Source organism: Rheinheimera pleomorphica (assembly GCF_011634895.1).
Classification (GTDB): Bacteria; Pseudomonadota; Gammaproteobacteria; order Enterobacterales; family Alteromonadaceae; genus Alishewanella; species Alishewanella pleomorphica.
Genome location: NZ_SIRR01000008.1, coordinates 238,249 through 262,988 on the forward strand (window position 1 = coordinate 238,249; position 24,740 = coordinate 262,988).

The window sequence follows — 24,740 nt, forward strand, 5'->3', positions numbered from 1 at the left end:
AGCTGAATCACAACCAGTCTGCTACTGGTTTAGCGCTTTGCCTAACAAAAAAATAAACGTTTACATAGAAAAAAGCGCCGTAATGCCCAAGCGTCACGACGCTGATACGCTAACAGAAGTGTGTTTTACACCTCCATCAGTTCCTTTTCTTTCTCTGCCAAAACTTCGTCAATTTTCTTCACAAAAGCATCGGTGATTTTTTGGATTTCGTCAGTAGCACGGCGCTCATCATCTTCGCTGATGGCTTTATCTTTTTGCAGTGCTTTTAACTCAGCGTTAGCATCACGACGGATATTACGCACTGCTACACGGCCACCTTCGGCCTCGTTACGCACCAGCTTCACCAGGCTTTTACGCCGCTCTTCGGTCAGTGGCGGTAGTGGTACCCGAATGATAGTACCTGCAGACATTGGGTTTAAACCTAAATCTGATGCCATAATGGCTTTTTCTACCGCCGCCGTCAGGCTTTTATCAAATACGGTAATGGCCAGGGTGCGGGCATCTTCGATAGACACGTTACCGACCTGACGCAGAGGGGTATCGGCACCGTAATAAGACACCATAATACCGTCTAATAAACTGGGATGGGCGCGGCCGGTACGTACCTTGGTTAACTGGCTTTTCAGCGCTTCTACGCTTTTTTCCATCCGCACTTTGCTGTCTTTAATAATGTCGTTAATCACGATCTGTATCCTTTTATACTTTGTCTCTTTGATGCACTCTGCATGACCAAGCGAACTAGTTTACTGTAAATTTTCGGCGTGGTCGATGACCGTACCTTCCTGCTCGCCCATAATAACCCGCTTTAGCGCGCCGGCGGTGTTCATATTAAACACCCGAATTTGTAAGTTGTGGTCCCGTGCCAGGGTAAAGGCCGCTAAATCCATCACTTTAAGCTCTTTATCCAGCACTTCATTGTACGTCAGCTGATGGTACAGGGTAGCCGTCGGGTCTTTGACCGGATCGGCTGAAAATACGCCATCGACTTTAGTGGCTTTTAACACCGCATCGGCTTCAATTTCGATACCGCGTAAACAGGCAGCCGAGTCAGTGGTAAAAAACGGGTTACCGGTACCAGCAGAGAAAATCACTACCCGGCCCGATTTTAATAAGCTTATCGCTTCTGCCCAGCTGTAGTTGTCACAGACGCCGTTAAGTGGAATAGCACTCATCATACGGGCGTTAACATAAGCGCGGTGCAGCGCATCACGCATCGCCAGGCCATTCATTACCGTGGCCAACATCCCCATATGGTCGCCCACCACCCGGTTCATTCCGGCTTTGGCCAGGCCTTCGCCGCGGAAAATATTACCGCCACCGATAACAATACCCACCTGCACACCCAGTTCAACCAGTTCTTTTATTTCCTGCGCCATGCGGTCCAGTACTTTGGGGTCGATACCAAAGCCTTCATCGCCCATCAGAGCTTCACCACTCAGTTTTAATAAGATCCTGCGGTAGGTTGGTTTTGGATTCGTGCTCATGACATCCTCATAGTGCTGGGTAAAGTTGCAGTATTGCGGGTAAAAAAAACCGCGGTCAGGTCGTCAAACCTGAAGCCGCGGTTATTCTAGCGGGTTTTGCCCAAAGGCAGAAGAATAAATTACTTCTTGGCAGCCGCGATTTGCGCAGCAACTTCTGCTGCGAAGTCTTCTTCTTTCTTCTCGATACCTTCGCCTACTTCTAAGCGAATGAAAGAAACCGCTTTAGCACCATTTTGCTTCAGGAATTCACCTGTAGTAATTGATGGGTCTTTCACGAACGGTTGACCGGTTAAGCTCACTTCGCCAGTGAACTTGGTCATACGGCCAGCAACCATTTTCTCAGCGATTTCTTGTGGCTTACCAGAGTTAACCGCGATTTCAACCTGGATTTGACGCTCACGTTCAACCACTTCAGCTGATACGTCTTCCGGGTTAACATAACCTGGGTTGTTAGCAGCAACGTGCATCGCAACATCTTTAGCGATATCTTCGTTACCGCCTTCCAGTACGGCTAATACACCGATACGACCAGAGTGCACGTATTGGCCGATAACAGCGCCTTCAACGACCGCTGCGCGACGTACGTTGATGTTTTCACCAATTTTCGCCACTAAAGTAGCGCGGGTGTCTTCAACTGAAGTGCCGTTTAAGTCAGCAGCTAAGATAGCTTCAGCAGTAAACAGCTTGTTAGCGTGAGCTAAATCAGCAACAGCGTTAGCAAACGCCAGGAAGCTGGCATCACGGGCAACGAAGTCTGTTTCACAGTTAAACTCGATAGCCACACCGTAACCGTTGGCTACGCGAGTGATAATGGTACCTTCAGCGGCAATACGGCCTGCTTTCTTGGCAGCTTTGGCCAGACCACTTTTACGCATCGCGTCGATTGCAGCTTCGATATCACCTGCAGTCTCTTCCAATGCTTTTTTACAATCCATCATGCCAGCGCCAGTGCGCTCGCGAAGTTCTTTAACTAAAGCGGCAGTTACAGCCATGGGAGCTTCCTCGTAATAATTCTGGTTGGACAAACAGGGGCCTTGGCCCCTGTTGCAATTTTGCACTGTTTAGCGCAAGCTTAGCCTGCGCTAATGACAGAGAAATTACTCTGCTTCAACGAAGGCTTCGGCTTCTGCCTGTACTTCGATGTTTTTGTCACGACCTTCCAGGATAGCCTGACCAACAGCACTCAGGTACAACTGGATAGCGCGGATCGCGTCATCGTTACCTGGCACTACATAGTCAACGCCTTTTGGATCAGAGTTGGTATCAACGATAGATACAACTGGGATACCCAGGTTGTTAGCTTCTTTGATCGCAATGTGTTCATGGTCAGCGTCGATCACGAACAGCACGTCTGGCAAGCCGCCCATGTCTTTGATACCGCCTAAGCTCTTTTCCAGCTTGTCCATTTCACGGGTACGGTCTAAAGCTTCTTTCTTGGTCAGCTTGTCGAAAGTACCGTCCTGGCTTTGCGCTTCCAGATCTTTTAAACGTTTGATTGACTGACGTACAGTTTTCCAGTTAGTCAGCATACCACCTAACCAACGGTGATTTACGTAGAACTGATCAGACTTGATTGCAGCTTCTTTGATGGCTTCAGAAGCGGCACGCTTAGTACCAACGAACAGGATTTTGCCCTTTTTCGCTGCTACTTGCTGAATGAATGCCAGTGCATCGTTCATCATAGGAACAGTTTGTTCCAGGTTGATGATATGTACTTTGTTACGCGCACCGAAAATGAATGGCTTCATTTTTGGATTCCAGTAACGGGTTTGGTGACCGAAGTGCACGCCCGCCTGGAGCATGTCGCGCATAGAAACTTTTGCCATGATTTAATTTCCTGTATAAGGGGTTAAGCCTCCATGTATCCCATATGCCGACTCTGGCCTGACTGTGGTTCAGTGCAGGGCAAAGCACCCCGGAATATGTGTCGATACATGTGTGTTTTGGTTTAATTTCGCCGACTAACTTCGTTTTAGCACTATTAAGAACAAAAGGTTCTGCAATATACGCTAATGCGATTTGCTAATTTGCGGCGCGCTTTATACCATAGACACCTTAGAAACACAATGAAATGTGTATTTTTGCAGCAGTAATGCCGGGTAGCGGCATTACCCCAAAACAGAGAGACAGCATGACTGCGACTATCAAAACGCCAGCCGAAATAGAAAAAATGCGCGTGGCAGGCCGCCTTGCCGCCGATGTGCTGGAAATGATTGAGCCTTATGTAAAAGCCGGCGTCACCACTGACGAGTTAAATACGATTTGCCATAACTATATTGTTAACGAGCAACAAGCGATACCGGCACCGCTGAATTATCACGGCTTTCCCAAATCAATCTGTACCTCGGTTAATCAGGTGATTTGCCATGGCATTCCTGGCGATAAAAAACTGAAAGACGGCGATATTATTAATATCGATATCACAGTGATAAAAGACGGTTACCACGGCGACACCTCGAAAATGTTTGTTGTCGGCAAACCCAGCATTATGGCCGAGCGGCTGATCCGGGTTACACAAGAATGTATGTACCTGGGCCTGAAGAAAGTAAAAAATGGCGCCCGCTTAGGTGATATCGGCCATGTTATTCAGCAACATGCTGAAGCACACAGCTACTCTGTGGTGCGCGAATACTGCGGCCATGGTATTGGCGCGGTGTTTCATGAAGACCCGCAAGTGCTGCACTATGGCAAGCCAGGCAGCGGCGAAGTGTTAAAAACCGGCATGTGTTTAACCATAGAGCCGATGATTAACGCCGGCGGCCGCCATAGTAAATTACTGGCCGATGGCTGGACAGTGGTCACCAAAGATCGCAGTTTATCCGCCCAGTTTGAGCACACTATTTTGGTCACCGATACCGGCTGTGAAATTCTGACCTTGCGCCAGGATGACACCATAGAACGGATTTTAACGGCAGAATAAACCTCACCTCGGAGTTTGCGACATGAGCCAGGCGGTAACCTTTAGCAAAACGCTTCCGGACAGTTACAGCCTGGACAGCTATAAAAAACATTTCGCCGACTTTCACGACTGGTTAAGCAGAAGCTTCTCGCAGCATCCGGTTAATAGCCTGGTGAAAGCGCGGGCTACGTTTATTGATGAAGTACTGCTACAGCTATGGCATAAATTTGAACTGCATAAAAGCAAGGATTTAAGCCTGATTGCCGTTGGCGGCTATGGCCGCGGCGAGCTACACCCCTGCTCTGATATCGATTTACTGATCCTGGCCGAGGGCCGGTTATCTGCCGCGCAGCAGGACGCCATCGGCCAGTTTATTACCTTATTATGGGATTTACGCCTCGAAGTCGGCCACAGCGTACGCACGGTAAAAGAGTCGGTAAAGCTGGGTAAAGACGATATTACCATCGCCACCAACTTACTGGAAATGCGCCTGCTAACCGGCAACAAAACGATATTTGAGCAGTTGCAGCTTGAGGTGAGTAAAGACAGTTTTTGGACCAGCCAGGCATTTTTTCAGGCCAAACGCCACGAGCAGCAACAGCGCCATGCCCAGTACCATGGCACGGCGTATAATCTGGAACCCAATTTAAAAGCCAACCCGGGTGGTTTACGTGACATTCAAACCATTGGCTGGGTGGCAAAACGCCACTTTCAAACCCGCACCATGCGAGAGCTGGTAGCGTATCAGTACCTGACTGAAGATGAATATCAGGAGCTGATGGAGTGTGAAGCTTATTTATGGCAAATGCGCTTTGCGCTGCATATCGAAGCGGGCCGCAACGAAAACCGTATTCTGTTTGATTACCAGCCGGCAGTAGCAGAGCGGCTGGGCTTTGGCTCTGACGGCAAAGCCTCAGTAGAGCGCATGATGAAGCGGTTTTTCCGCACCGTGCAACGCGTCGCCGAGCTAAATGAAATGTTGCTGCAACACTTTGACGGCAGCATTTTAAACCACAAAGAGAAAGTGAAAACGCTGATCCTCGATGATTATTTCGAGCTGCAGGGCCATTTGATCTGCGCCCGTGATAATGCCGTTTTTGCCCGGCGTGATAATCTGCTGCGGCTGTTCTGGCATATTGCCAATAACTCCAATATTACTGGTGTGCACTCCTCTACCATGCGGCTTATCCGCCAGGTACGGCGGCGTTTAATGGGCGATTTGCAAGACTATGAAGCCTGCCGCCAACTGTTTTTAGCCATCATGCGTCACCCGCGTGGTATGGACAAAGCTATAACGCTAATGCACCGCTACGGTGTGTTAGCTGCCTATCTGCCGCAGTGGCGCAACATTGTCGGCCAGATGCAATTTGATTTATTTCATGCTTACACCGTGGATGAACATACCCACCGTTTGCTGAAAAACTTATACAAATACACCTTAAGCGAGCATGAAAGCGAGTTTCCGCTGTGTAGCGACATCGTCAAAAAAATGGAAAAGCCAGAGCTGTTATATCTGGCCGGTATTTTTCACGACATTGCCAAAGGCCGCGGCGGTGACCACTCAGAGCTGGGCGCGATGGATGTACGAGAGTTTGCCAAACTGCATAAACTGTCGGAGTTTGACAGCAAACTGATTGCCTGGTTGGTCGAGCACCATTTGCTCATGTCGGTGACGGCGCAGCGCCGCGATATTCATGACCCTGCGGTAGTGGCCGAGTTCGCCGAAAAAGTACGCGACGAAACCCGGCTTAATTACCTGTATTGTTTAACGCTGGCTGATATTCGCGCCACCAACGACAACTTATGGAACGATTGGAAAGGCTCGCTGCTGCGTGAGCTGTTTCTGGCCACACAAAAAGCTTTTCGCCGTGGCCTGGAAAAACCGATGGACCTGCGTGACTTAATTCGTGAAAACCAGAGCGAGGCCATGCCACTGCTGCTAAAGCAAACCTTTAGCGAGAGCGAAATTCTGCAGTTGTGGAGCCGGATTAAAGCCGATTACTTTGCCCGCTACAGCGCCAAGCAAATTGTCTGGCATTGTGAGCATATACTGCGGCACAAAAACCCGGACGAACCATTGGTGTTAATTAGCAAGGCACCGATTCGTGGCGGCACCCAGGTGTTTATTTACACTAAAGATCAGCCGAAATTATTTGCCCGTTTAGTGGCGGCACTGGACAGCAAAAAGGTGAATATTTTTGATGCCCAGATCATGACTAATAAAGATGGTTATGCCATGGATACCTTTGTTATTCTTGAGCAAAACGGCGATCCGGTGAATTCGCCATCGCGCCAGCAAAGCATTAAACGCGCACTGGAGCTGTATATTGCCGGTAAGCCGGATTTATCGCGGCAAAAAACCAAACTATCGCGCCAGATGCGCCAGTTTAATGTACCGCCCAAGGTGGTGTTTCTGCCCGGCAATACCAGCAAGCGCACTATGATAGAGCTGGCCGCACTGGATACGCCTGGCTTGCTGGCCAATATCGGTGAAGTATTTCAGCGCTGCGATGTCAATATTCATGCGGCGAAAATCACCACCATAGGTGAGCGGGCAGAAGACTTTTTTATGATTTCAAATAGCGACGATCAGGCGCTGTCCACTGAGCAGCAAAGCACACTGAAACGGGCATTGATCGAGCAACTTTCACAGCAAACAGAAGGCTAATATACCCAATGTCAGAGTTAAAAAGTATTATCGAGCAGGCATTTGAACAACGCGCCGACATTACGCCAAACACCGTAACCTTAGATGTGAAACAGGCAGTAGAAACAGTCATTAGCATGCTGGATAACGGCAGCGCCCGGGTGGCTGAGAAAATTGCCGGTGAATGGGTCGTGCATCAATGGTTGAAAAAAGCCGTATTGCTGTCGTTTCGCATTAACGACAACCAGGTAATGGATGGCGCGGAAAACCGCTTTTTCGATAAAGTGCCAATGAAATACGCGTCTTACACTGATGAGCAATTCCGCTCTGACGGTGTGCGCGTAGTACCACCGGCCGCGGTGCGCCGCGGCAGTTATATTGCGAAAAACGTGGTACTGATGCCCTCTTACGTCAATATTGGTGCCTATGTCGGTGAAGGCACTATGGTAGACACCTGGGCCACCGTGGGCAGCTGCGCGCAAATTGGTAAAAACGTGCATTTATCCGGCGGCGTCGGCATAGGTGGTGTATTAGAGCCACTGCAAGCCAACCCAACCATTATTGAAGACAACTGCTTTATCGGTGCCCGCTCTGAAGTGGTGGAAGGTGTTGTTATTGAAGAAGGCGCTGTGCTATCAATGGGTGTTTATATCAGCCAGAGTACCCGTATTTATGACCGCGAAACCGGTGAAATCAGCTATGGCCGGGTGCCAGCCGGCGCCGTAGTGGTGCCAGGTTCAATTCCATCTAAAGATGGCAGCCACAGTTTATATGCGGCGATTATCGTCAAGAAAGTGGATGCGCAAACCCGCGCCAAAGTGGGTATTAATGCCCTGCTGCGCAGCGTGGAGTAAGCCCGCTTCAGCCAGATAACAAAACGGCAGCCTAAGGCTGCCGTTTTTGCATCAGTTGACAGAGTGCATTAACTGATAAACAACAGCACTGCAAAGCTGACCAGACCAACGGCAGCAAACATCACGTATTCCAGCCGCTTTTCAAAACGCTTTTCCGGGCCCACCTCTGCCGGCACTAACAGCGCCGAAAACAGACAGGTTAAGCCTGCCAGTAAGCACAGTGTGGTTAAACCAAATACCAGCGCCGAACCTAACATCGCCATATCTCACCCTTCATTTATTTAGAACCGGTTGCACCGCGCTGCGGTAAAAACTGGGCGCATTCTAGCATAAAACCGCCCCTGTTGTGCCAGCGCTGTGTAACAGCGTTATATTCTGTTACCAAAAAACCCCAATCAACAACGCAGACTTAGGTCTCAGACACTTTATACTGCACTTAGCGTTACCATTTTTCTGTCGAGGTAGTAATGTACTATTTTTTCCGTGGCTTAAGTTTGATCCACACCAAAGGTTTAAAGCGTTTTGTGCTGGTGCCGCTGCTAATTAACCTGCTGTTGTTCTCCTTTGCTTTTTATATTTTACTGGCTCAGGTTAATGCCATGGTTAGCGCAGTACAGCAGTATTTACCATCCTGGCTACATTGGCTGGAGTATTTGCTGATCCCGCTGGGTGTGATGACGCTGGTGATTGGTTTAGCCTATAGCTTTACGATGGTGGCCAACTTCATCGCCGCACCTTTTAATGGTTTATTAAGCGAAAAAGTAGAAGCCCATTTAAGCGGCAAAACCCTGCCCGATATCGGCGTCGGCGGTTTTATCAAAGATATGCCGCGCATGTTGGGGCGCGAATGGCAAAAACTGCTGTACGCGCTGCCGCGCGCCATTATTTTATTTATCCTGTTTTTATTTCTGCCGGTTATAGGCCCGATATTGTGGTTTTTATTTACCAGCTGGCTACTGGCCATTCAGTATATTGATTACCCCTACGACAACCACAAAATAGACTTTCGCACCATGCGCCAGCAACTGCGCAACCAACCGGGCAACAGCTTTGCTTTTGGCATTACGGTAAATATTGCCTGCATGGTCCCGCTGTTTAACCTGTTTGTTATGCCGATAGCCGTATGCGGCGCCACCGCGATGTGGGTGGATAAACTGGCAGCACAAAACGACCCGGCACTAAAAGTACCGGGCGCAAAGGCCTATAACAAGCTGGATAAATATTGTTAACTCTGCGCGCTAAACTGTTGTTTAAGCCATGGCAAGGCGATCGTTTCTGGTTCCAGCGTTTCACCGGCATCAATACGCAGCATAGGGGCTAGCTCTGTGCCCTGAATTTCCAGCAGCAGCTCACGCAGTTGCTCACCGGCGCCGCAAAAGGTGTCATAGCTGCTATCGCCCAACGCAATCACGGCAAAGTGTTTGCCGGTCAGTAGCGGAAAGCGGTTTTGTACGTCCAGATAAAATGGCAGCAGATTATCCGGAATATCGCCCTGACCGGTGGTAGAGCTAATCAGCAGCCAGATATCGGCATTAAAGTTAAGCACATCGTCCAGCTTAGGCTCTTCATACAACCTGATGTCATGCCCTATTGTAGTCAGCAGCGATTGGGCTTCCTCCGCAACATACTGCGCCGCACCATACACACTGCCTACCATTACTGCGATTTTTGCCATTTTTCCTCCATAAAATGCTCAGCAAACTGTTGCTGATAATACTTATCATCCGTTGGCCAGCCAAACTGACGAAATAAGGGTTCAAGTTCGTTCAGACCGGCACTAAACAGCAAAGGTTCACCGCTAACCGGATGCAGCAGCTGCAATTGCTTGGCCACTAACATTAAGCGACGGCAATTAAACTGCTGTTTAAATAACGCATTGTGTTTACCATCGCCATGGCTGGTATCCCCCACTATTGGGTAACGTAAGTGCGCCAGATGGCGCCGTAGCTGGTGCTTACGACCGGTTAGCGGTTGCAGTGCAATTAAAGAATATCGCGCGGCCGGATACTTACTGACCGGTATTGGTAGCTCTACCTGCTGCAGCGGCTGATAACGGGTTATCGCTTGCTGCGGCGCTTTATCTTCCCGGCTGAATTTATCAGCAATTTTATCCAGCTGCTCTTTGAGCGGGTAATCCAGCTCGCCGCCAGCGGGCAAAAAGCCGCGTACCACGGCCAGATAATACTTGCGCCATTGCTTTAGTTGCTGCTGCTCGCCCAGCAGACGTGCTACCTCAGCAGATAATGCAAACAGCAGCACACCGGATGTTGGCCTGTCTAAGCGGTGCACTGGAAACACATGCTGGCCAATTTGGTCGCGCAAGCTTTGCATAACAAACACCGTTTCGTGCTTATCCAGAAATGAGCGATGCACCAGCATGCCACTGGGTTTATCTATCGCGACAATATGCTCATCCTGATACAGAATCGTCAGCGGTGCAGTTAAAATAAAAGGTTCAGCTGAACTCATGCTACTCCTGACAAGATGTTGTCAATGCGCCTAATAATGTTCAGTAATATAGCTGGGCGTGGCGCGCTATCATTAAACGCCAGCTCGGCCATCGGCAGTATACTGACCTTAGTTGGCAAGGCGTGCTGAGCATCCAGTAGCGCCTGCAGCCGTGGCAGAAAGATAAATTGTAGCCATTGTTCCAGCTTTAGGGTGTCATAACAAAACGGTAAAGTGCTGCTAAGCGATGTGGCATCGGGCGCTTGTGACGCCCACAGTTGTTGGGCCTTTAGCTCGGCTTCCAGTTCATCTAACAGCTGTTGTACTACTTCTGACATAAGAACCTCAGATCCGGGTGGCCAAGTTTAACATAAGCAAAAGCCAGCATCAGCCCTTGTAAAAGCCGACAGCAATCAGCATTATCAGCCAATAGTTTCAGGAGACACACATGGGTTCAGTATTATTACTGCTGCTGATCAGCACGATTTGTTATTTGTTCTGGTTACAGCGCAAACAAGACGAGCGTGCTGTCGTGGTGGCACGTCAGCTATGCCAACAACAGCAACTACAGCTACTCGATTGCGGCCGCAGTGGTCACAGCTTTCGTAAAATACAGGGGCGTCTGCGCTTTATCACGCTGTATCAGGTCGACTTTAGCGGAGATGGAGAAAGCCGCTACCAGGCAGAATTACTGCTGAGCGGCATGCGCCTGGCGGCGTTTAACTTACCGGCTTATCGCATTAATTAGCCGGCAATTTGCCTTTTAACTGCCCGGTTAAAAAATCTTTTAGCATCACCCAATCGGCCGCCAGGCTGTAAAACGGGTATTTAAAGGTAGCGGGCTTGTTGTGTTCAAATAAAAAGTGTCCTAACCAGGCAAAGCCGTAACCAATAACCGGCAATAACCACAACAATTGCCAGTATTGGCTAAGTACGGCATACAACAGCACGGCTATCACCAGCATACTGCCGGTGTAATGCAAGGCACGGCACACCGGGTGTTGGTGCTCGGCTAAATAATACGGATAAAATTCGGCAAAACGACTGAACTTATGCATACGCTGAGGCCTGTCTGGTTAAGCTGCGACATTTTGACGCTGGCGGAACATCAGGGTACCACTGACGGTATTAAAGGCAAGTTCGGTCACCGGCTGATACTGATCGCCGGCAAAAAATGTCTTGTATTTGTCCAGCGTGACAAAAACACCAATACCAGCAGAGTGCTGATCTTTATCCACTATAGAATCCACCGCATGGATCAGGTAGTGGCCTAAGCCTAAATGCTGATGCTTAGGAGCAACTGCAATAAAAGCAAGCATATGGTAGCGCTCAGCTGGCATAGCTGCATGGATTTTTTGCTCTTTGTCGAGCAGCTGTTTAGTTGACACATAACCGGCAGTAAGCAGCATTTTCAAGCGCCAGTGCCACAACCGACCAGCACCAATGCCGGAGTCCGGCGTAATAACACAAGCCACGCCCAGCAATTGCTCTGCATTAAACAAGCCTATCATTGGCTGCTGCGCCTGCCAAAACGTGTTTAACTCTTCGCGGATAGCGGCGCGCAAACGCTGCTCGTAATCGGGCTTGTCGGCGCGGAAAATTTCCATAAACAGCGGGTCATCATAATAAGACTGATACAACAAAGACGCCGCCAGCTTTAACTCATCGGCGCTAAGCAACATGGCTTTTAAGCGTTCCAGCTCCAGCGTATTTAACTCTGTCAACATGATGACTCCCTGCAGATAGTGTGGTTATTGTTGTTTTTTTATTCACAATAGCAGTAAGGCTGACACTTGCCAAGCCACTGCCTGCAGCAAAAAATACAAAACTGGCTATGCTTTAAAACAGGCATTAAATGAACAGGAGGCCACTATGGACACCACAGCGCATACGCTGCATACGCTGTTTGCTCAGCTGGGGCTGGACAACAACGAACAGGCGATAAAGCAGTTTATTCACCAGCATAAGTTAGCGCCGGGTATGGCTATTCAGGATGCCCCTTTTTGGAATAGCGCTCAGGCCAGCTTTTTACGCGAGTCGTTAAAGCAAGACGCCGAATGGTGCGAGATTATTGATGAATTAAATACGCTGCTGCACTAACAATAGCGCCCGGTTGGCCGCTCAGCGCTGTAATGCGCTGAGCAAAGTGCGTTTACAAAGATAAAGTGTGCTTAAAGATACTGATACGCCTTGTCGCCCCAGCCGGTTAGACGGTTTTGCTTAAAAATGAGTGGCGTACATTCCTCTTTAGTGGTCTTGCCATCACTTTTCTGATGATGAGTACGGTAGAACAACACCTGCACTGTGTCACCGTCTTTGTTAAATGATTCAGTAAAATCCGGGGTGCCCATCAGAGTGCGGATATCATCAGCGCTCATATCCAGCGTGAGTTTATTAATTTGTTCCTGATTAAAGCGCTGCGTTTTTTTCCAGCTGTTGTCATCATCAAACTCATGGTTACCGCCCACCGCAACCACACATCCTGATAAACTTACCGCCAGAGCCGCAGCCAGCGCAACTTTTGCTAACATAATGATTTTCCTTTGTTGTTTTAATAAAGCAGCCGCCTGTGCAGCCTGCAGCGATAACAGCAAAGAACATGCCATTGATTTATTCCTTATAAAACAAGGCATTGAAAATAGAGCGCTGTAACCAAACACCAAACAGTGGTAAATTTCGCTACTCGTTAGTCAAACAGGCAAATAGCATGAACGATGCACTACAACTGCTGCAGCAGGTTGCCAGCCAACTGCAGCAAGAAGGAAAAACCCCCAGCCTGGCGTTGTTTCGTGCCCGCTTAGCCGGCCGGATTGCGCCGCAGCAACTGTTTGCTGCTTACCAGCACTGGCGCAATAACCCGGTGTATGCTGAGATGGCCACCACACCGTCATTGCCGCCGGATAAGCCACAGCCTGATCAGGCGCAACATGATGACATCAACCACCGCTTACAACGCATTGAAGCCAAGTTAGATCTGCTTCTGAATAAACTGGAGCGCTGAAGATGTACCTGGCTGAGCTAACGTTTAAAGTGATTGCAGATACCGACTTTAGTAGCGCTGAAGCGGCTATTCGCCGCTATATCGAAACGCTGATTTTTAATGGCCAGCTGTTAGGCCGTGAATTTCCAACCGCCTGGCAGCAAGACCGCTTTGCCAGCCGGGTGGTGTTGCCGGCCACCGACGCTTTGCTGCAAAAGCACCACAGTCCTGCCGCGATGTTCGCGCTACAGCAGTTGGCTGCGGCCGGCTTAGCCTACCCACAATGCCAGACACTGGGCATGGATCTGATGTCGCCACACACCGATCCCTGTCAGCAAGCCCGTAGTTACATTTTATATAGCCGGTTTAGCGATACCTGCTCGCCACTGCGCTGCGCCGAACACCTGGCACCGGTGCCGCTGTACCAGATCCCGGCCCGTGACGGCGATCATCAACAGTTGATCCGCTGGCAATTGCAATACCAGGCACTGGATGAAATCCAGATGCAACAAAACAGGGTGCTGCGAAAAACGGCTGAGCGCAGTTTGCAACAACTGCACAGCCGGTTAAACCGCCAAGGCCGGCAATTAGCCCGCCAGCTGGAACAGGCCAGCGGTGCTGCGGTGTACTATGCGCTATACAGCGGCAGCAGTACTGACTGTGCCGCCGAACGCAACAAAAGCTGCCCCGGCTGCGGTGGCAACTGGCGCTTAGCCGAGCCTCTGCATCAGCGCTTTGATTTTCAATGCGAGCCCTGTCGCTTACTTGGCAATATTGCCTGGGACTGTCAAAGCCCTTCTGCAGAACAGGGAGACAGCTGAGCCATAAACCCGGCCAGATTATCCGCCAGTTTTTCGCTGACTTCCTGCCCGACATGCTCTAAAAACACCTCGCCGGTGCTGTTTAATACCGACAACAATATATCATCATCTTCAGTGGTGGCAAAAAACACCGTTTCCCGCTGTTTTAAACGGCGTTTCATTATAATGTGGCCAATGATGTTTTCCTGCAGCCGTTTAACATCGTCGCTATTCCACAGCATTAATAACATCAATTTGCCGCGAGCATGCTGTGCGGCTAACCCGGCACCATAGTACAGCTGATAAAAGCACTTAACGTCCGGATGTAATGTCAGCTCCAGTGCCTGCTCCACGTTGAGAAAATCTGCCGGGGCTTGCTGTAACACCGGCTGCCATTGCACGGTATTGTCACTGATCTCACCAACCTGACAAGGCGATGGGCTAGCCGGATCGGCCCAGGTCGTTAACTTAAGTTGTTGCTGCTGATACCAGCGCACAGACTGCTGAATAAAATCAGTGTAATTGCTTGCAAGCGCCACGCGACCTTCCATTAAACTTTATGATAAACTTGCCACATTGTAACGCTAACCCAATGTGATGACAGCAACAGATATGAGCAAAGGCCATTCAGAGGCATTAGCCGGTTTAAGCCTGGGCAAAATAACCGCCTACGCCGATAAATACGATGCCAGTTTACTACAGGCCGTGCCTCGCAGTTTGGGCCGCGACGATATAGGCCTGGACGCTGCTGCCCTGCCTTTTGTCGGTCAGGATATCTGGCATGGTTATGAATTGTCCTGGCTCAATGCCAAAGGCAAACCTATGGTGGCGCTGGCTACCTTTGTGGTGCCGTTTGATTCGGCTAATCTGATAGAGTCTAAGTCGTTTAAACTGTACTTAAATAGCTTTAACCAAAGCCGCTTTACCGATTTGGGCCAGGTATACCAGCATCTGCAGCAGGATTTGTCTGCCTGTGCTGGTAAGCCGGTTAAAGTCAGCCTGCACAATGTCAACGAAATTATGGCGTTTCAGCCGACCTGGATCCCCGGCCGCTGTATCGACGATCTGGATATTGAAATTACGCAGTATCAGTACGATGCCAGTTTGCTTAAGTTGCAACAAGACGGCGATCGGGTAGAGGAAAAGCTGCATTCACACCTGTTAAAATCCAATTGCCTGATCACCTCACAACCAGATTGGGCCAGTGTTTATATTCATTACCGCGGTAAAGCGCTGGATCATGAAGGCCTGCTGCGGTATTTGATCAGCTTTCGCAGCCACAATGAGTTTCACGAGCAGTGTGTCGAGCGTATTTTCAGCGATATCTGGGCCCGCTGTCAGCCAGAGTTTTTAGCGGTATATGCCCGCTATACCCGCCGTGGCGGCCTCGACATTAACCCCTGGCGCGCCAGCGAACCCTGTACCCCGCCGGCGATCCGCTTAAGCCGACAGTAACCCTGTTTTATTACCATAGCGGTTTCACAATCAGCGAAACCGCAAGTTAAAATAAAATAAAGCTAATCAGCAACTTAATAAGAATCAGTAAAAATAACTTGCCATAATAAAGCGCAAAAACTGAAACCCAAAAAGAAACATTACAAATCAACTTTCAAAAAGCCGCATTTTCTGCTTAAATATGCAGCGTCTGGCGGATGGACTGCCAGACAGAAGTTCCAACAAGGACTGCTGATTATGCAATATCTGACCTCTGCTGAAGAAGCATCCTGGTTGCCTTACTACCTGTGCAAAAAGTAAACAGCCAGTAAGCCGTAAACCAGACATAACAATATTCCCTACCCCGGCGGACCTTTTGGTCCGCTGTTTTTTTGTTTAGTCACTTTTATCACTAATCAGTGATCGCATTTAGCGCGATTGTCGATATACTTAAGTCTAAACATGGATTTAACACGAACGCTCAGGTGATGGCCTTGCAGGACGACACTCAAAGACAATTGACCAATGCCCTCAACGCGCGTAAAGCGCTGGAGGACACTTATGAAGCACAGTTTAAAATTCTGGCATTATTTGTCTCCAGACTGTCGTTAGCCTGCAAAGGTGTAGATGTTGATCTGGACAACCGGCTGGCGAAATTGCGTACCGAGTTAAATCGCGGCACCGATCTGGAAAAACTGCTGCCTTTTATCGAGGGTACCAGCGAAAACCTGAAACAACTCGAGTCTAAGCACCAGGCTGACGTGCTAAAAGTGCAGCAAGGCCTGGCTGAGGCTGGCAAGTTGTTACAGCAACAAAAAGGCTTACCGGATCAATTACGCCGAGACCTACGCATGCTGCTGGGTAAAGTAGAGCAGCCATCGGCCACCGTACATGCCTTTTTACCCTACCTCAATGATCTGACAAAATTGTATCAGCACGCCCTGCAAGCTAAACAGCAACTGAACAATGGCAGCAGTAATGATGAAGACCGCTACAGCCATATTTGCCGGCAAATCAGTGTTGAGTTAACGAACTTACTCAGCGAACTGGCATTTGCTGAAGATAGCGCAACGGAAATGGATAAAATCCGCCTTAGTCTGCTGGACAAATTGCCAATAGATGCGCTGCTGGAAGCCTGCCTGAAAACCATCAGCATCATTATCAACAGCATTAACCGCGAGCGCCAGTCTGCCGAAAGTTTTCTGTTGAAACTCAACGATGCATTGTCCAGTGTGCAACAAGCTGTTGTTTCATCATTAAACAGCTCGGCTGAACTCAAACAAAAAATGCAGCTGCTAAACCAGCAAATAGCGCAGCAAATTGAACATTTGGGCCAGGCCAGCCAAAAAGCGACCTCGCTGGAGCAGCTGAAAAACCTGGTCAGCGAAAAATTGTCGGCCATCACAGGTTCACTTCGTGAGAAGAACGAGCTGGAGCAAGAAGAGCGGCATCAGTTGCTGTTAACGCTGGGTGATATGGAGCGCCGGCTGGATGAGTTGGAAACTGAAGCGACGACCTTTAAAAAGCGGATTGCCGATCAGAACTTCCGTAGCTTGCAGGACGCCCTGACAGAAATTCCGAATCGTGCGGCCTTTGACGAACGCTATGCACTGGAAATTAAGCGCTGGCAACGCTATAAAAAGCCACTTTGCGTCGTGTTGGCAGATGTGGATCACTTTAAAAACATTAACGATAGCTATGGCCACAGCGCCGGCGATAAGACACTGAAAGTGATTGCAAAAACGCTGAAGCTCAACCTGCGCGAAACCGACTTTATTGCCCGTTACGGTGGTGAAGAGTTTGTGCTGTTGTTTCCGGAAACCGAGCTGGCAGCAATAGCCGCACCATTAAATGAGCTGCGGGAAAAAATAAAAAAAATTCCGTTTAAGTTTAAAAATGTCAGTGTCCCTATCTCCATTTCATTTGGTGCCACCCAGATGCTGGCATCTGAATCTGGCCGCGCCGCTTTTGACCGTGCCGATGAAGCACTCTATGAGGCAAAAAAAGCCGGCCGCGATAAAGTGATATTGAAAGCCGGCGACTAACGGCCGCCGCAAGACGATAACAAAGGAGCGCACATGCATGTGCAATTAAACCCGCTTGGGTCGATGGACTTATTATCACAGTTGGAAGTTGACCATTTAAAACAAAACACCCAGCAGGAGGCCTTCCGGTTATTTCGCAACTGCTGCCTGGCAGTACTGAATGTTGGCAGCCATACCGACAGCTCAGCAGAAATTTATGAGCAATACAAGGATTTCGCCGTTAACCTGCTAAGCCGCGAGCGCGGTATCAAAATAGAGTTGTTTAACCCACCGCTCAGCGCCTTTGTTGATGGTCAAATTATCAAAGGTATCCATGAGCATCTGTTTGCGGTGCTACGTGATATTTTGTTTTACCACAGCCGGCTGCAAAGCAATAAAAGTTGGCTGGATTTAAGCAACAGCGCCCATATTACCCATACCGTGTTTGATATTTTGCGTAACGCCCGTGTTATCGATGCCAGTAACGAGCCCAATATGATTGTCTGCTGGGGCGGCCACTCCATTAATGAAGCTGAATACAAATACACCAAAGAAGTCGGTTATGAGCTTGGCTTACGCGGTATGGATATTTGTACCGGTTGCGGCCCGGGCGCGATGAAAGGCCCGATGAAAGGCGCCACTATTGGCCACACCAAGCAGCGCCGTAACAGTGGCCGCTACCTTGGCTTAACCGAGCCCGGCATTATCGCTGCCGAGCCCCCCAACCCTATTGTTAACGAGCTGGTGATCCTGCCCGACATTGAAAAACGCCTCGAAGCTTTTGTCCGCGTAGCCCACGGCATTATTGTGTTTCCGGGCGGCGCCGGTACAGCTGAGGAATTACTCTACTTGCTGGGTATCATGCTGCACCAGGACAACCAGCAGCAAACCTTGCCCATTATTCTTACCGGCCCGAAACAAAGTGAAGCGTATTTTCGTGAGATCGCCAGTTTTATCGCCAGCACCCTGGGCGATAACGCCCTACAACTGATTGAAATTATTATTGATGACGCCCCCGCCGTCGCGCGTAAGTTGAAGCTCGGCGCCGCTGAAGTGCGCCACTACCGCAAATCAGTGGGTGATGCTTATCACTTTAACTGGACCTTACAAATAGAACCGGGATTTCAGCAACCTTTTATCCCGAATCACCAGAATATGGCCGCACTGGACTTGCACCTTAACCAGGACAGCGCAACACTGGCGGCAAACCTACGCCGGGCGTTTTCCGGTATTGTCGCCGGCAATGTGAAAGACGACGGTATTAAAGCCATTCGCCAACATGGTCCGTTTCAGCTAAGTGGTGAGCCTAAACTGATGCAAATGATGGATACCTTGCTGCAAGCCTTTGTTGATCAGGGACGGATGAAGCTGCCTGGCAGCAAATACGAGCCCTGCTACAAGGTTGTGCGCTAAATGACCCACTTGCTGTTAATCGATGCGCTTAACCTGATCCGCCGCCTGTACGCCGTACAGGAGCGGCCTTATTTGCCCTTGCCGGATGACGTAGCGGAAAGCACCAAAACGCAGATCATCCGCAACACTGAAGCCATGCTGCGCCAGGCCTTGCTAAGGCTGCAACAGGAACTGCAGCCCAGCCACGCTTTATTGGTATTTGATGGCAGAGACAGTGTCTGGCGTAAACAGCTCTATCCCGACTACAAAGCCAACCGTAAGCCCATGCCGGCCATTCTGGCTGAGGCTTTGCCACTGTTGAAGCAGCAGGCATCAGACAACGGCTTTAACAGTGTGCAACAGGATGATTATGAAGCAGACGATGTGATTGCTTCCATTGCGGTAAAGATGGCCCGGCATGGCCAACAGGTCACCATAGTATCGACAGATAAAGGTTTCTTACCCTTGTTGTCGGCACAGATCCATATTTACGATGCCTTTGCCCGCCAACAGCACAGCGCTGAAGCCGTGCTGCAAAAATTTGGCGTTGATACTTCGCAGCTAGTGCGATACTGGAGCCTGGTCGGCGACAGCACCAATAATATTCCCGGTGTTAACGGCATAGGCCCCAAAGGGGCTCACGACTTGCTGGCGCTGGGCGCTACCCTTACCGAGGCACTGGAACACCCGGATTGCCATAAAAAGTTAAAACAGAAAATTTTACAGCACAAAGAGCAGATTAAAATCTTTATGCAAATCTTAAGTTTAAAAACAGATGTTCAGCTGGGGCTGAACCTGCAGCAAATGCGTATTGGTTATGCTACTTCGTAGCGACAGCCACAGTAAGCCGTCCGCGCTGGTATGGCTTTATAACAACAAACTTAGCGCCTTTGCCGTGGGTATCCTGATTTATCTGCTGCTGACCCTTGCCGTGTTGAACTGGTATCCGGATGATGTTGAACAAATGACCTGGGTTGACCGGGAAGTGTTTAACCATAAGATCATCAGCCAGTATCAGCTAAGCGACAATATCAGCCAGCAGCAGGTGTTACAGCGTCTTGGTAGCCCGGATATTACCGCGGCCCTGCAAGCAGATAACCAGCTGTATCAGGTGTTATATTACCGTACGCATCGTAATACCCCTGATGGCATCACAACGGCAGATGAATGCACCGCCTTATTATTTAAAAACCGTCGCCTGATTGCGATAGGCGCTCCTGCAGTGCAACAATATCAAACCCTTGTCAGCACTACCGACTAAGTTACATTGTAGTTTTATTACAACATTCAGCAAACTTATACAGGGTATAAATGGCAAAACTGGCGTTAACCCGTCGCAAACTGGCGTAATGTGCCGAAAAATGCTATATTCTGCGCCGTTTCCAGGCCCGTCAGAGGCCCCTTTTCGAATAATTACGACAGCTAAGGATCCCCATGAGCAAGCAAACTATTACTGTCATAAAAGGCGACGGCATAGGCCCGAGCATTGTTGAAGCCGCTATTGCGGTGTTAGATAAAGTTGGCTGTGATTTTGACTACGAGTACGTTGATGCCGGCTTGACCGCACTGGAGAAAACCGGTGAGTTGCTGCCGCAAGCGACGCTGGATGCCATAGCACGTAACAAGATCACGCTGAAAGGCCCATTGACGACACCAGTAGGTGAAGGCTTCACGTCAATTAATGTCACCCTGCGCAAAAAGTTTAATCTGTACTCTAACGTGCGGCCGGTTATTTCGTTTAAAGGCACCAAGGCGCGCTACGAAAACATCGACATTATCACCATCCGGGAAAACACGGAAGGCATGTACTCAGGCCATGGTCAGGTTGTATCGGAAGATGGTTTGGTTGCCGAAGCTACCAGTATTGTCACCAAAGAAGGTGCCCGTCGTATTGCCGAGTTTGCCTTTGAAACAGCACGGCGCGAAAAACGCAAAAAAGTGACCATAGTGCATAAAGCCAATATCTTAAAATCGACCTCTGGGCTGTTTTTAAAAACTGCCCGTGAAGTGGCCGCTAAGTATCCGGATATTGAAGCGCAGGAAATGATTGTCGACAATGCTTGCATGCAGCTGGTGATGAACCCGCAGCAATTCGACGTTATTGTTACCACTAACCTGTTTGGCGATATTTTATCTGATCTGTGTGCCGGCTTAGTTGGCGGCTTAGGCATGGCGCCAGGCGCGAACATTGGCGCCGATTGCGCTATTTTTGAAGCGGTACACGGCAGTGCGCCTGATATTGCCGGTAAAAACCTGGCGAACCCCAGTTCAGTGATCCTGGCATCGATTCAGATGTTAGAATACTTAGGTATGCAGGATAAAGCCGAGAAAATCCGCAATGCTCTGGCCGATGTCATTGCCAGCGGCGACCGCACGACCCGTGATCTGGGTGGTAGCTTTGGTACCACTGACTTTACCGCGGCCGTATTAGAGCGTTTATAAGCCGTTATTTTGCTAAAATAGCCACCTTCTGGTGGCTATTTTTTTGTCAGCAACAACGAGGATATGGCATGTCGCAACCGAATAACCCGCTGCACGGCGTTACGCTGGAGCAAATCGTTACTGCCCTGGTCGACCATTTCGGCTGGCCTGGTCTGGCAAAGCAGGTAGACATCAACTGCTTTAAAGTGGATCCCTCGGTAAAAAGCAGTTTGAAGTTTCTGCGAAAAACACCGTGGGCACGGGAAAAAGTCGAGCAGCTGTATATTGCAAAAAAGCTTTATCAGCAGCGCTGATAAAGCTTTTCAAACCGGTCAGAGCATAACACCTGGGCACTGGCATCAGCCGTTATAAATGGTGCCACCGCTGTGCAGGTAAGCATCCAGCACCGCTTTAGCTTCATCGCGCAGCACCTGTCGCACCACTTCAACACCGGTATTTTTCAGATAATCGTAGCTAGTGTCATACACCGGGCCTTCATCAAAGCCAATAGCACGGGCATCGTCTGCGGTAGCGGCACACACCAGGCGTTTAACACCACTCCATAAGGTGCCGCCCAGGCACATAGCGCAGGGCTCGCATGACGTAAACAACTCTCGTTTGACACCGTCGGCCGATAAACTAAAGCTCTGCACACTTTGCTCTGCCAGCATTATCGCCATCATTTCACCATGCGCCGTCGAGTTATGCAGCGGCATGACGCGGTTCACACCAACGCTAACCAGTTTACCGCTGGCACAATCAAAAATAGCACTACCAAAAGGGCCACCGCTACCACGCAGCACGTTTTGCCGGGACAGCTCTACCGCCAGCGCCATTTTTTCTTCATCGTTTTGATACACTTTTTGCCAGTCAACGACCTCGTCAATCCATGCTGGTAAATGTAGTGTTAATTGCTGTACTGCGCTCATTATTTATCTGCCAGCGGTTTGCTGTAAGCCAGTTCCATATCCCAGGGCAGCTGGATCCAAGTGTCCTGTTCAATATCGGTAATATAGTGATCCACCAAAGGTTTACCCTGCGGCTTGGCATACACGGTAACAAAACAGGCCTTTGGAAAGTGCTCGCGCAGCGCTTTAGCGGTTTCACCGGTATCAACCAGGTCATCGACAACTAACAGCTGCTCAGAATCGGCCAGGCTGGCATCTTTTAACACACTTAAGCTGCCTTGCTTGTCATGCTCATAGCTGGCAACACAGATACTGTCGACCACACGAATATTTAATTCACGCGCCAGTATCGCTGCCGGCACCAGGCCGCCCCGGCTTACCGCGACAATAGCGCTGTAGTTTTTGCCCAGCAACTGATGCGCCAGCTCTTTGGTTGCGCGGTGAAAGGCTTCCCAGGAAACATAAAACATTTTATTAGTGGATAACGACATTATTTTGTCCTGCAACAGATTAAACGGCAATTATAAACAGCCCAGGGCCACTTCAACCATTTCGTTAAAACTGGTTTGACGCAGCTCAGCACTTAAGGCCTCGCCGGTACGGATATGATCGCTGACGGTAAAGATCGCCAGCGCATTAATACCGTACTCTGCTGCCACACCATATAAACCGGCTGCTTCCATTTCTACCGCCAGCACGCCATACTTTTCCAGCGTATCGAACAGGGTTTCGCTTGGGTTATAGAATAAATCAGAGGTAAACACATTACCGACTTTGACATTAATATTTTTCGCCCGTGCTGCACTCACGGCCTTTTCCAGCAATTCAAAGCTGGCAATCGCCGCAAAATCCATACCGGCCAGGCGATTACGGTTTACGCTGGAGTCGGTACTGGCGCCCATACCAATGACCACATCGCGCACCTTAACATCCAGTGGCAAGCCGCCGCAGGAGCCAATGCGGATAATGTTCTTCACATCATAAAACTTCACCAGTTCAGTCGCGTAGATTGACATCGACGGTACACCCATACCCGAGCCCAGTACACTGACCGGCTTCCCGTTATAAGTGCCGGTATAACCGAACATATTACGCACGGTATTGACACAAACCGCATCGGTTAAAAAAGTTTCAGCGATATGCTTAGCACGCAACGGATCGCCCGGCATCAGTACCGTAGGGGCAAAAGCGCCTGCTGGCGCATTAATATGTGGAGTAGCCATAAGGGTCTCTTAGTTAATTTTATCTATAAAGGAGTCGCCGTACGCCATGGCGTCCAACGCAAAATAATCTGCCAGGGTCTGGCCAATATCGGCAAAGCTCATGCGCTCGCCTAAATCGGTTGCCTGCATCAGCGGCTTATACGCCAATACCGGAATATATTCGCGGGTATGCTCGGTGCCATGCCAGGTGGGGTCACAGCCATGATCGGCAGTCAGGATCATTAAGGTGTCATCACCACAGGCCGCCATTAACTGGGGCAAGCGGCTGTCAAAATATTCCAACGCCTCGCCATAGCCAATCGGATCACGGCGATGGCCAAAATTCTGGTCAAAATCCACCAGATTAGTAAATACCAGGCTATTATCTGGCTGTGTGGCCATTTCTGCCACAGTGGTATCAATCAGTGCGGCAAGCCCCGTCGCTTTAATATTTTCGCTAATGCCTTGATGGGCATAGATGTCAGCAATTTTACCGATACTGATCACCGTTCCCCCCGCAGCGGTCAGTTTATCTAACACTGTTGGCGCTGGCGGCAACACCGAATAATCACGCCGGTTGCCGGTTCGGGCATAGTTAGCAGCATTATCACCTAAAAATGGCCGGGCAATAACGCGGCCAATATTGTGATCATCCAATAATTCGCGCGCGACCTGACAAAACTGCAGCAGTTTTTCCAAACCGAAATGTTGTTCATGCGCCGCGACCTGAAACACACTGTCGGCCGAGGTATAGCAAATTGGCTTGCCTGTTTTAATATGTTCATCACCCAGCCGTACCAGAATATCGGTGCCTGAAGCATGACAATTGCCTAAAATGCCCGGCACACCGGTGCGACGACAAAGTTCATCAAGCAATGCCGGCGGAAAGCTGTCCGTTTTGTCGTGAAAATAGCCCCAGTCAAACAGTACCGGTACACCGGCAATCTCCCAGTGACCACTGGGGGTGTCTTTGCCGCTGCTCAGTTCGCGGGCATAGCCATAGGCGCCAACCACTGCATCGGTATCAGCCACATCGGCTTGCTGCCCTTGCGACGCTGCGCTAGCCGCTTTTACCAGCCCCAGTCGCGCCAGGTTCGGTAGCGCCAATTGGCGGCCTTTTACCGCTTTAAAGGCTTTGGCAATACTGGCAAAAGTATTAGCACCGACATCGCCAAATGTAGCGGCATCCGGCGCATAACCAATGCCAAAACTATCCAATACCAGGATCACTGCTTTTTTTGCCATCG

31 protein-coding genes are annotated in these 24,740 nt (G+C 49.5%); 15 read left to right on the top strand and 16 right to left on the bottom strand.

Annotated elements, in window-relative coordinates; genetic code table 11:
- Nucleotides 1–125: 125 nt before the first annotated feature.
- The 4 genes from frr to rpsB all read right to left on the bottom strand — a co-directional run bounded on the left by frr (nucleotide 126) and on the right by rpsB (nucleotide 3,310).
- Complete coding sequence (gene frr / locus EYB30_RS10250) at nucleotides 126–683, bottom strand: ribosome recycling factor (protein ID WP_166838823.1); 558 nt, start codon at nucleotides 681–683, stop codon at nucleotides 126–128.
- A gap of 60 nt (nucleotides 684–743) precedes the next feature.
- On the bottom strand, nucleotides 744–1,484 hold the full coding sequence (gene pyrH, locus EYB30_RS10255) for a UMP kinase (RefSeq protein WP_166838824.1): 741 nt from the start codon (nucleotides 1,482–1,484) through the stop codon (nucleotides 744–746).
- Between the two features lie 119 nt (nucleotides 1,485–1,603).
- Nucleotides 1,604–2,476: a translation elongation factor Ts gene (gene tsf, locus EYB30_RS10260; RefSeq protein ID WP_166839332.1), complete on the bottom strand. Its 873-nt coding sequence runs from the start codon at nucleotides 2,474–2,476 to the stop codon at nucleotides 1,604–1,606.
- Nucleotides 2,477–2,581: 105 nt separating this feature from the next.
- On the bottom strand, nucleotides 2,582–3,310 hold the full coding sequence (gene rpsB, locus EYB30_RS10265) for a 30S ribosomal protein S2 (RefSeq protein ID WP_166838825.1): 729 nt from the start codon (nucleotides 3,308–3,310) through the stop codon (nucleotides 2,582–2,584).
- Nucleotides 3,311–3,615: 305 nt separating this feature from the next.
- Here rpsB and map point away from each other — a divergent pair, with 305 nt between their 5' ends.
- From map to dapD, 3 genes are read left to right on the top strand one after another with little or no spacing between them, the layout of a single operon-like run.
- Entirely contained in the window at nucleotides 3,616–4,404 is a 789-nt protein-coding gene (map, locus tag EYB30_RS10270; protein ID WP_166838826.1) for a type I methionyl aminopeptidase, read from the top strand.
- Between the two features lie 22 nt (nucleotides 4,405–4,426).
- A complete protein-coding gene (glnD, locus tag EYB30_RS10275) occupies nucleotides 4,427–7,051 on the top strand; it encodes a bifunctional uridylyltransferase/uridylyl-removing protein GlnD (protein WP_166838827.1) in 2,625 nt (874 codons plus the stop codon).
- An 8-nt stretch (nucleotides 7,052–7,059) separates the two neighbouring features.
- Nucleotides 7,060–7,884 carry a 2,3,4,5-tetrahydropyridine-2,6-dicarboxylate N-succinyltransferase gene (gene dapD, locus EYB30_RS10280; protein ID WP_166838828.1) on the top strand — a complete coding sequence of 275 codons (825 nt, stop codon included), beginning with the start codon at nucleotides 7,060–7,062 and terminating at the stop codon, nucleotides 7,882–7,884.
- A 68-nt stretch (nucleotides 7,885–7,952) separates the two neighbouring features.
- Here the strand turns inward: dapD and EYB30_RS10285 are convergent, their stop codons facing one another.
- Nucleotides 7,953–8,147: a hypothetical protein gene (locus EYB30_RS10285; protein ID WP_166838829.1), complete on the bottom strand. Its 195-nt coding sequence runs from the start codon at nucleotides 8,145–8,147 to the stop codon at nucleotides 7,953–7,955.
- A gap of 204 nt (nucleotides 8,148–8,351) precedes the next feature.
- Here EYB30_RS10285 and cysZ point away from each other — a divergent pair, with 204 nt between their 5' ends.
- Nucleotides 8,352–9,113 (top strand): sulfate transporter CysZ, encoded by a 762-nt coding sequence (gene cysZ / locus EYB30_RS10290; protein ID WP_166838830.1) that lies wholly within the window; start codon nucleotides 8,352–8,354, stop codon nucleotides 9,111–9,113.
- Here the strand turns inward: cysZ and EYB30_RS10295 are convergent.
- Genes EYB30_RS10295 through EYB30_RS10305 form a run of 3 tightly spaced genes read right to left on the bottom strand, consistent with a single transcriptional unit; the run spans nucleotide 9,110 to nucleotide 10,670 of the window.
- On the bottom strand, nucleotides 9,110–9,559 hold the full coding sequence (locus EYB30_RS10295) for a flavodoxin (protein WP_166838831.1): 450 nt from the start codon (nucleotides 9,557–9,559) through the stop codon (nucleotides 9,110–9,112). The genes cysZ and EYB30_RS10295 overlap by 4 nt on opposite strands.
- Nucleotides 9,541–10,353 carry a tRNA pseudouridine(65) synthase TruC gene (gene truC, locus EYB30_RS10300; RefSeq protein ID WP_166838832.1) on the bottom strand — a complete coding sequence of 271 codons (813 nt, stop codon included), beginning with the start codon at nucleotides 10,351–10,353 and terminating at the stop codon, nucleotides 9,541–9,543. Before truC ends, EYB30_RS10295 begins: the two co-directional genes overlap by 19 nt.
- Nucleotides 10,350–10,670: a YqcC family protein gene (locus EYB30_RS10305; RefSeq protein WP_166838833.1), complete on the bottom strand. Its 321-nt coding sequence runs from the start codon at nucleotides 10,668–10,670 to the stop codon at nucleotides 10,350–10,352. Before EYB30_RS10305 ends, truC begins: the two co-directional genes overlap by 4 nt.
- A 110-nt stretch (nucleotides 10,671–10,780) precedes the next feature.
- Here EYB30_RS10305 and EYB30_RS10310 point away from each other — a divergent pair, with 110 nt between their 5' ends.
- Nucleotides 10,781–11,080: a DUF3301 domain-containing protein gene (locus EYB30_RS10310; protein WP_166838834.1), complete on the top strand. Its 300-nt coding sequence runs from the start codon at nucleotides 10,781–10,783 to the stop codon at nucleotides 11,078–11,080.
- Here the strand turns inward: EYB30_RS10310 and EYB30_RS10315 are convergent.
- Entirely contained in the window at nucleotides 11,073–11,390 is a 318-nt protein-coding gene (locus EYB30_RS10315; RefSeq protein WP_166838835.1) for an Mpo1-like protein, read from the bottom strand. The genes EYB30_RS10310 and EYB30_RS10315 overlap by 8 nt on opposite strands.
- Before the next feature lie 18 nt (nucleotides 11,391–11,408).
- The gene (locus EYB30_RS10320; protein ID WP_166838836.1) at nucleotides 11,409–12,059 is read right to left on the bottom strand and encodes a GNAT family N-acetyltransferase; all 651 of its coding nucleotides are present in this window, start codon (nucleotides 12,057–12,059) and stop codon (nucleotides 11,409–11,411) included.
- A 145-nt stretch (nucleotides 12,060–12,204) separates the two neighbouring features.
- On the opposite strand from EYB30_RS10320, the gene EYB30_RS10325 reads away from it, so the two are divergent.
- The gene (locus tag EYB30_RS10325; protein WP_166838837.1) at nucleotides 12,205–12,432 is read left to right on the top strand and encodes a DUF2789 domain-containing protein; all 228 of its coding nucleotides are present in this window, start codon (nucleotides 12,205–12,207) and stop codon (nucleotides 12,430–12,432) included.
- A gap of 71 nt (nucleotides 12,433–12,503) precedes the next feature.
- Here the strand turns inward: EYB30_RS10325 and EYB30_RS10330 are convergent, their stop codons facing one another.
- Nucleotides 12,504–12,863, bottom strand: a complete 360-nt coding sequence (locus tag EYB30_RS10330; RefSeq protein ID WP_166838838.1) for a DUF3192 domain-containing protein — start codon at nucleotides 12,861–12,863, stop codon at nucleotides 12,504–12,506.
- 176 nt (nucleotides 12,864–13,039) lie between these two features.
- On the opposite strand from EYB30_RS10330, the gene EYB30_RS10335 reads away from it, so the two are divergent.
- Entirely contained in the window at nucleotides 13,040–13,333 is a 294-nt protein-coding gene (locus EYB30_RS10335; protein ID WP_166838839.1) for a hypothetical protein, read from the top strand.
- Nucleotides 13,334–13,335: 2 nt separating this feature from the next.
- The gene (locus EYB30_RS10340; RefSeq protein ID WP_166838840.1) at nucleotides 13,336–14,133 is read left to right on the top strand and encodes a Zn-ribbon-containing protein; all 798 of its coding nucleotides are present in this window, start codon (nucleotides 13,336–13,338) and stop codon (nucleotides 14,131–14,133) included.
- Here the strand turns inward: EYB30_RS10340 and syd are convergent.
- On the bottom strand, nucleotides 14,100–14,651 hold the full coding sequence (syd, locus tag EYB30_RS10345) for a SecY-interacting protein (RefSeq protein WP_166838841.1): 552 nt from the start codon (nucleotides 14,649–14,651) through the stop codon (nucleotides 14,100–14,102). The genes EYB30_RS10340 and syd overlap by 34 nt on opposite strands.
- A 73-nt stretch (nucleotides 14,652–14,724) precedes the next feature.
- Here syd and queF point away from each other — a divergent pair, with 73 nt between their 5' ends.
- The 7 genes from queF to EYB30_RS10380 all read left to right on the top strand — a co-directional run bounded on the left by queF (nucleotide 14,725) and on the right by EYB30_RS10380 (nucleotide 21,697).
- Nucleotides 14,725–15,567 (top strand): NADPH-dependent 7-cyano-7-deazaguanine reductase QueF, encoded by an 843-nt coding sequence (gene queF / locus EYB30_RS10350; protein ID WP_166838842.1) that lies wholly within the window; start codon nucleotides 14,725–14,727, stop codon nucleotides 15,565–15,567.
- 467 nt (nucleotides 15,568–16,034) lie between these two features.
- The gene (locus EYB30_RS10355) at nucleotides 16,035–17,591 is read left to right on the top strand and encodes a GGDEF domain-containing protein (protein WP_166839333.1); all 1,557 of its coding nucleotides are present in this window, start codon (nucleotides 16,035–16,037) and stop codon (nucleotides 17,589–17,591) included.
- Nucleotides 17,592–17,624: 33 nt separating this feature from the next.
- Nucleotides 17,625–18,983, top strand: coding sequence for a nucleotide 5'-monophosphate nucleosidase PpnN (gene ppnN / locus EYB30_RS10360; protein ID WP_166838843.1), 1,359 nt, complete (start codon nucleotides 17,625–17,627; stop codon nucleotides 18,981–18,983).
- Nucleotides 18,984–19,793 carry a flap endonuclease Xni gene (xni, locus tag EYB30_RS10365; RefSeq protein WP_166838844.1) on the top strand — a complete coding sequence of 270 codons (810 nt, stop codon included), beginning with the start codon at nucleotides 18,984–18,986 and terminating at the stop codon, nucleotides 19,791–19,793. It abuts the gene before it with no gap.
- Nucleotides 19,780–20,223 (top strand): DUF3192 domain-containing protein, encoded by a 444-nt coding sequence (locus tag EYB30_RS10370; protein WP_166838845.1) that lies wholly within the window; start codon nucleotides 19,780–19,782, stop codon nucleotides 20,221–20,223. Before xni ends, EYB30_RS10370 begins: the two co-directional genes overlap by 14 nt.
- Nucleotides 20,224–20,396: 173 nt before the next feature.
- The gene (locus EYB30_RS10375) at nucleotides 20,397–21,404 is read left to right on the top strand and encodes an isocitrate dehydrogenase (RefSeq protein ID WP_166838846.1); all 1,008 of its coding nucleotides are present in this window, start codon (nucleotides 20,397–20,399) and stop codon (nucleotides 21,402–21,404) included.
- Between the two features lie 68 nt (nucleotides 21,405–21,472).
- The gene (locus tag EYB30_RS10380) at nucleotides 21,473–21,697 is read left to right on the top strand and encodes a VF530 family protein (protein ID WP_166838847.1); all 225 of its coding nucleotides are present in this window, start codon (nucleotides 21,473–21,475) and stop codon (nucleotides 21,695–21,697) included.
- Nucleotides 21,698–21,742: 45 nt separating this feature from the next.
- On the opposite strand, the gene EYB30_RS10385 is transcribed toward EYB30_RS10380, so the two are convergent.
- The 4 genes from EYB30_RS10385 to EYB30_RS10400 are packed head-to-tail and all read right to left on the bottom strand — an operon-like array spanning nucleotide 21,743 to nucleotide 24,738.
- Nucleotides 21,743–22,312: a nucleoside deaminase gene (locus tag EYB30_RS10385; protein WP_166838848.1), complete on the bottom strand. Its 570-nt coding sequence runs from the start codon at nucleotides 22,310–22,312 to the stop codon at nucleotides 21,743–21,745.
- Complete coding sequence (gene gpt, locus EYB30_RS10390; protein ID WP_166838849.1) at nucleotides 22,312–22,782, bottom strand: xanthine phosphoribosyltransferase; 471 nt, start codon at nucleotides 22,780–22,782, stop codon at nucleotides 22,312–22,314. The genes EYB30_RS10385 and gpt overlap by 1 nt, the downstream gene beginning before the upstream one ends.
- Nucleotides 22,783–22,812: 30 nt before the next feature.
- A complete protein-coding gene (deoD, locus tag EYB30_RS10395; protein WP_166838850.1) occupies nucleotides 22,813–23,514 on the bottom strand; it encodes a purine-nucleoside phosphorylase in 702 nt (233 codons plus the stop codon).
- Between the two features lie 9 nt (nucleotides 23,515–23,523).
- Nucleotides 23,524–24,738: a phosphopentomutase gene (locus tag EYB30_RS10400; protein WP_166838851.1), complete on the bottom strand. Its 1,215-nt coding sequence runs from the start codon at nucleotides 24,736–24,738 to the stop codon at nucleotides 23,524–23,526.
- Nucleotides 24,739–24,740 lie beyond the last annotated feature (2 nt).

What these genes read in the sequence shown, in the direction of transcription:
- pyrH (WP_166838824.1), bottom strand. Translation starts at nt 1,484, where the DNA reads ATGAGCACGAATCCAAAACCAACCTACCGCAGGATCTTATTAAAACTG.
- tsf (WP_166839332.1), bottom strand. Translation starts at nt 2,476, where the DNA reads ATGGCTGTAACTGCCGCTTTAGTTAAAGAACTTCGCGAGCGCACTGGC.
- rpsB (WP_166838825.1), bottom strand. Translation starts at nt 3,310, where the DNA reads ATGGCAAAAGTTTCTATGCGCGACATGCTCCAGGCGGGCGTGCACTTC.
- map (WP_166838826.1), top strand. Translation starts at nt 3,616, where the DNA reads ATGACTGCGACTATCAAAACGCCAGCCGAAATAGAAAAAATGCGCGTG.
- glnD (WP_166838827.1), top strand. Translation starts at nt 4,427, where the DNA reads ATGAGCCAGGCGGTAACCTTTAGCAAAACGCTTCCGGACAGTTACAGC.
- dapD (WP_166838828.1), top strand. Translation starts at nt 7,060, where the DNA reads ATGTCAGAGTTAAAAAGTATTATCGAGCAGGCATTTGAACAACGCGCC.
- EYB30_RS10285 (WP_166838829.1), bottom strand. Translation starts at nt 8,147, where the DNA reads ATGGCGATGTTAGGTTCGGCGCTGGTATTTGGTTTAACCACACTGTGC.
- cysZ (WP_166838830.1), top strand. Translation starts at nt 8,352, where the DNA reads ATGTACTATTTTTTCCGTGGCTTAAGTTTGATCCACACCAAAGGTTTA.
- EYB30_RS10295 (WP_166838831.1), bottom strand. Translation starts at nt 9,559, where the DNA reads ATGGCAAAAATCGCAGTAATGGTAGGCAGTGTGTATGGTGCGGCGCAG.
- truC (WP_166838832.1), bottom strand. Translation starts at nt 10,353, where the DNA reads ATGAGTTCAGCTGAACCTTTTATTTTAACTGCACCGCTGACGATTCTG.
- EYB30_RS10305 (WP_166838833.1), bottom strand. Translation starts at nt 10,670, where the DNA reads ATGTCAGAAGTAGTACAACAGCTGTTAGATGAACTGGAAGCCGAGCTA.
- EYB30_RS10310 (WP_166838834.1), top strand. Translation starts at nt 10,781, where the DNA reads ATGGGTTCAGTATTATTACTGCTGCTGATCAGCACGATTTGTTATTTG.
- EYB30_RS10315 (WP_166838835.1), bottom strand. Translation starts at nt 11,390, where the DNA reads ATGCATAAGTTCAGTCGTTTTGCCGAATTTTATCCGTATTATTTAGCC.
- EYB30_RS10320 (WP_166838836.1), bottom strand. Translation starts at nt 12,059, where the DNA reads ATGTTGACAGAGTTAAATACGCTGGAGCTGGAACGCTTAAAAGCCATG.
- EYB30_RS10325 (WP_166838837.1), top strand. Translation starts at nt 12,205, where the DNA reads ATGGACACCACAGCGCATACGCTGCATACGCTGTTTGCTCAGCTGGGG.
- EYB30_RS10330 (WP_166838838.1), bottom strand. Translation starts at nt 12,863, where the DNA reads ATGTTAGCAAAAGTTGCGCTGGCTGCGGCTCTGGCGGTAAGTTTATCA.
- EYB30_RS10335 (WP_166838839.1), top strand. Translation starts at nt 13,040, where the DNA reads ATGAACGATGCACTACAACTGCTGCAGCAGGTTGCCAGCCAACTGCAG.
- EYB30_RS10340 (WP_166838840.1), top strand. Translation starts at nt 13,336, where the DNA reads ATGTACCTGGCTGAGCTAACGTTTAAAGTGATTGCAGATACCGACTTT.
- queF (WP_166838842.1), top strand. Translation starts at nt 14,725, where the DNA reads ATGAGCAAAGGCCATTCAGAGGCATTAGCCGGTTTAAGCCTGGGCAAA.
- EYB30_RS10355 (WP_166839333.1), top strand. Translation starts at nt 16,035, where the DNA reads ATGGCCTTGCAGGACGACACTCAAAGACAATTGACCAATGCCCTCAAC.
- ppnN (WP_166838843.1), top strand. Translation starts at nt 17,625, where the DNA reads ATGCATGTGCAATTAAACCCGCTTGGGTCGATGGACTTATTATCACAG.
- xni (WP_166838844.1), top strand. Translation starts at nt 18,984, where the DNA reads ATGACCCACTTGCTGTTAATCGATGCGCTTAACCTGATCCGCCGCCTG.
- EYB30_RS10370 (WP_166838845.1), top strand. Translation starts at nt 19,780, where the DNA reads ATGCTACTTCGTAGCGACAGCCACAGTAAGCCGTCCGCGCTGGTATGG.
- EYB30_RS10375 (WP_166838846.1), top strand. Translation starts at nt 20,397, where the DNA reads ATGAGCAAGCAAACTATTACTGTCATAAAAGGCGACGGCATAGGCCCG.
- EYB30_RS10380 (WP_166838847.1), top strand. Translation starts at nt 21,473, where the DNA reads ATGTCGCAACCGAATAACCCGCTGCACGGCGTTACGCTGGAGCAAATC.
- EYB30_RS10385 (WP_166838848.1), bottom strand. Translation starts at nt 22,312, where the DNA reads ATGAGCGCAGTACAGCAATTAACACTACATTTACCAGCATGGATTGAC.
- gpt (WP_166838849.1), bottom strand. Translation starts at nt 22,782, where the DNA reads ATGTCGTTATCCACTAATAAAATGTTTTATGTTTCCTGGGAAGCCTTT.
- deoD (WP_166838850.1), bottom strand. Translation starts at nt 23,514, where the DNA reads ATGGCTACTCCACATATTAATGCGCCAGCAGGCGCTTTTGCCCCTACG.
- EYB30_RS10400 (WP_166838851.1), bottom strand. Translation starts at nt 24,738, where the DNA reads ATGGCAAAAAAAGCAGTGATCCTGGTATTGGATAGTTTTGGCATTGGT.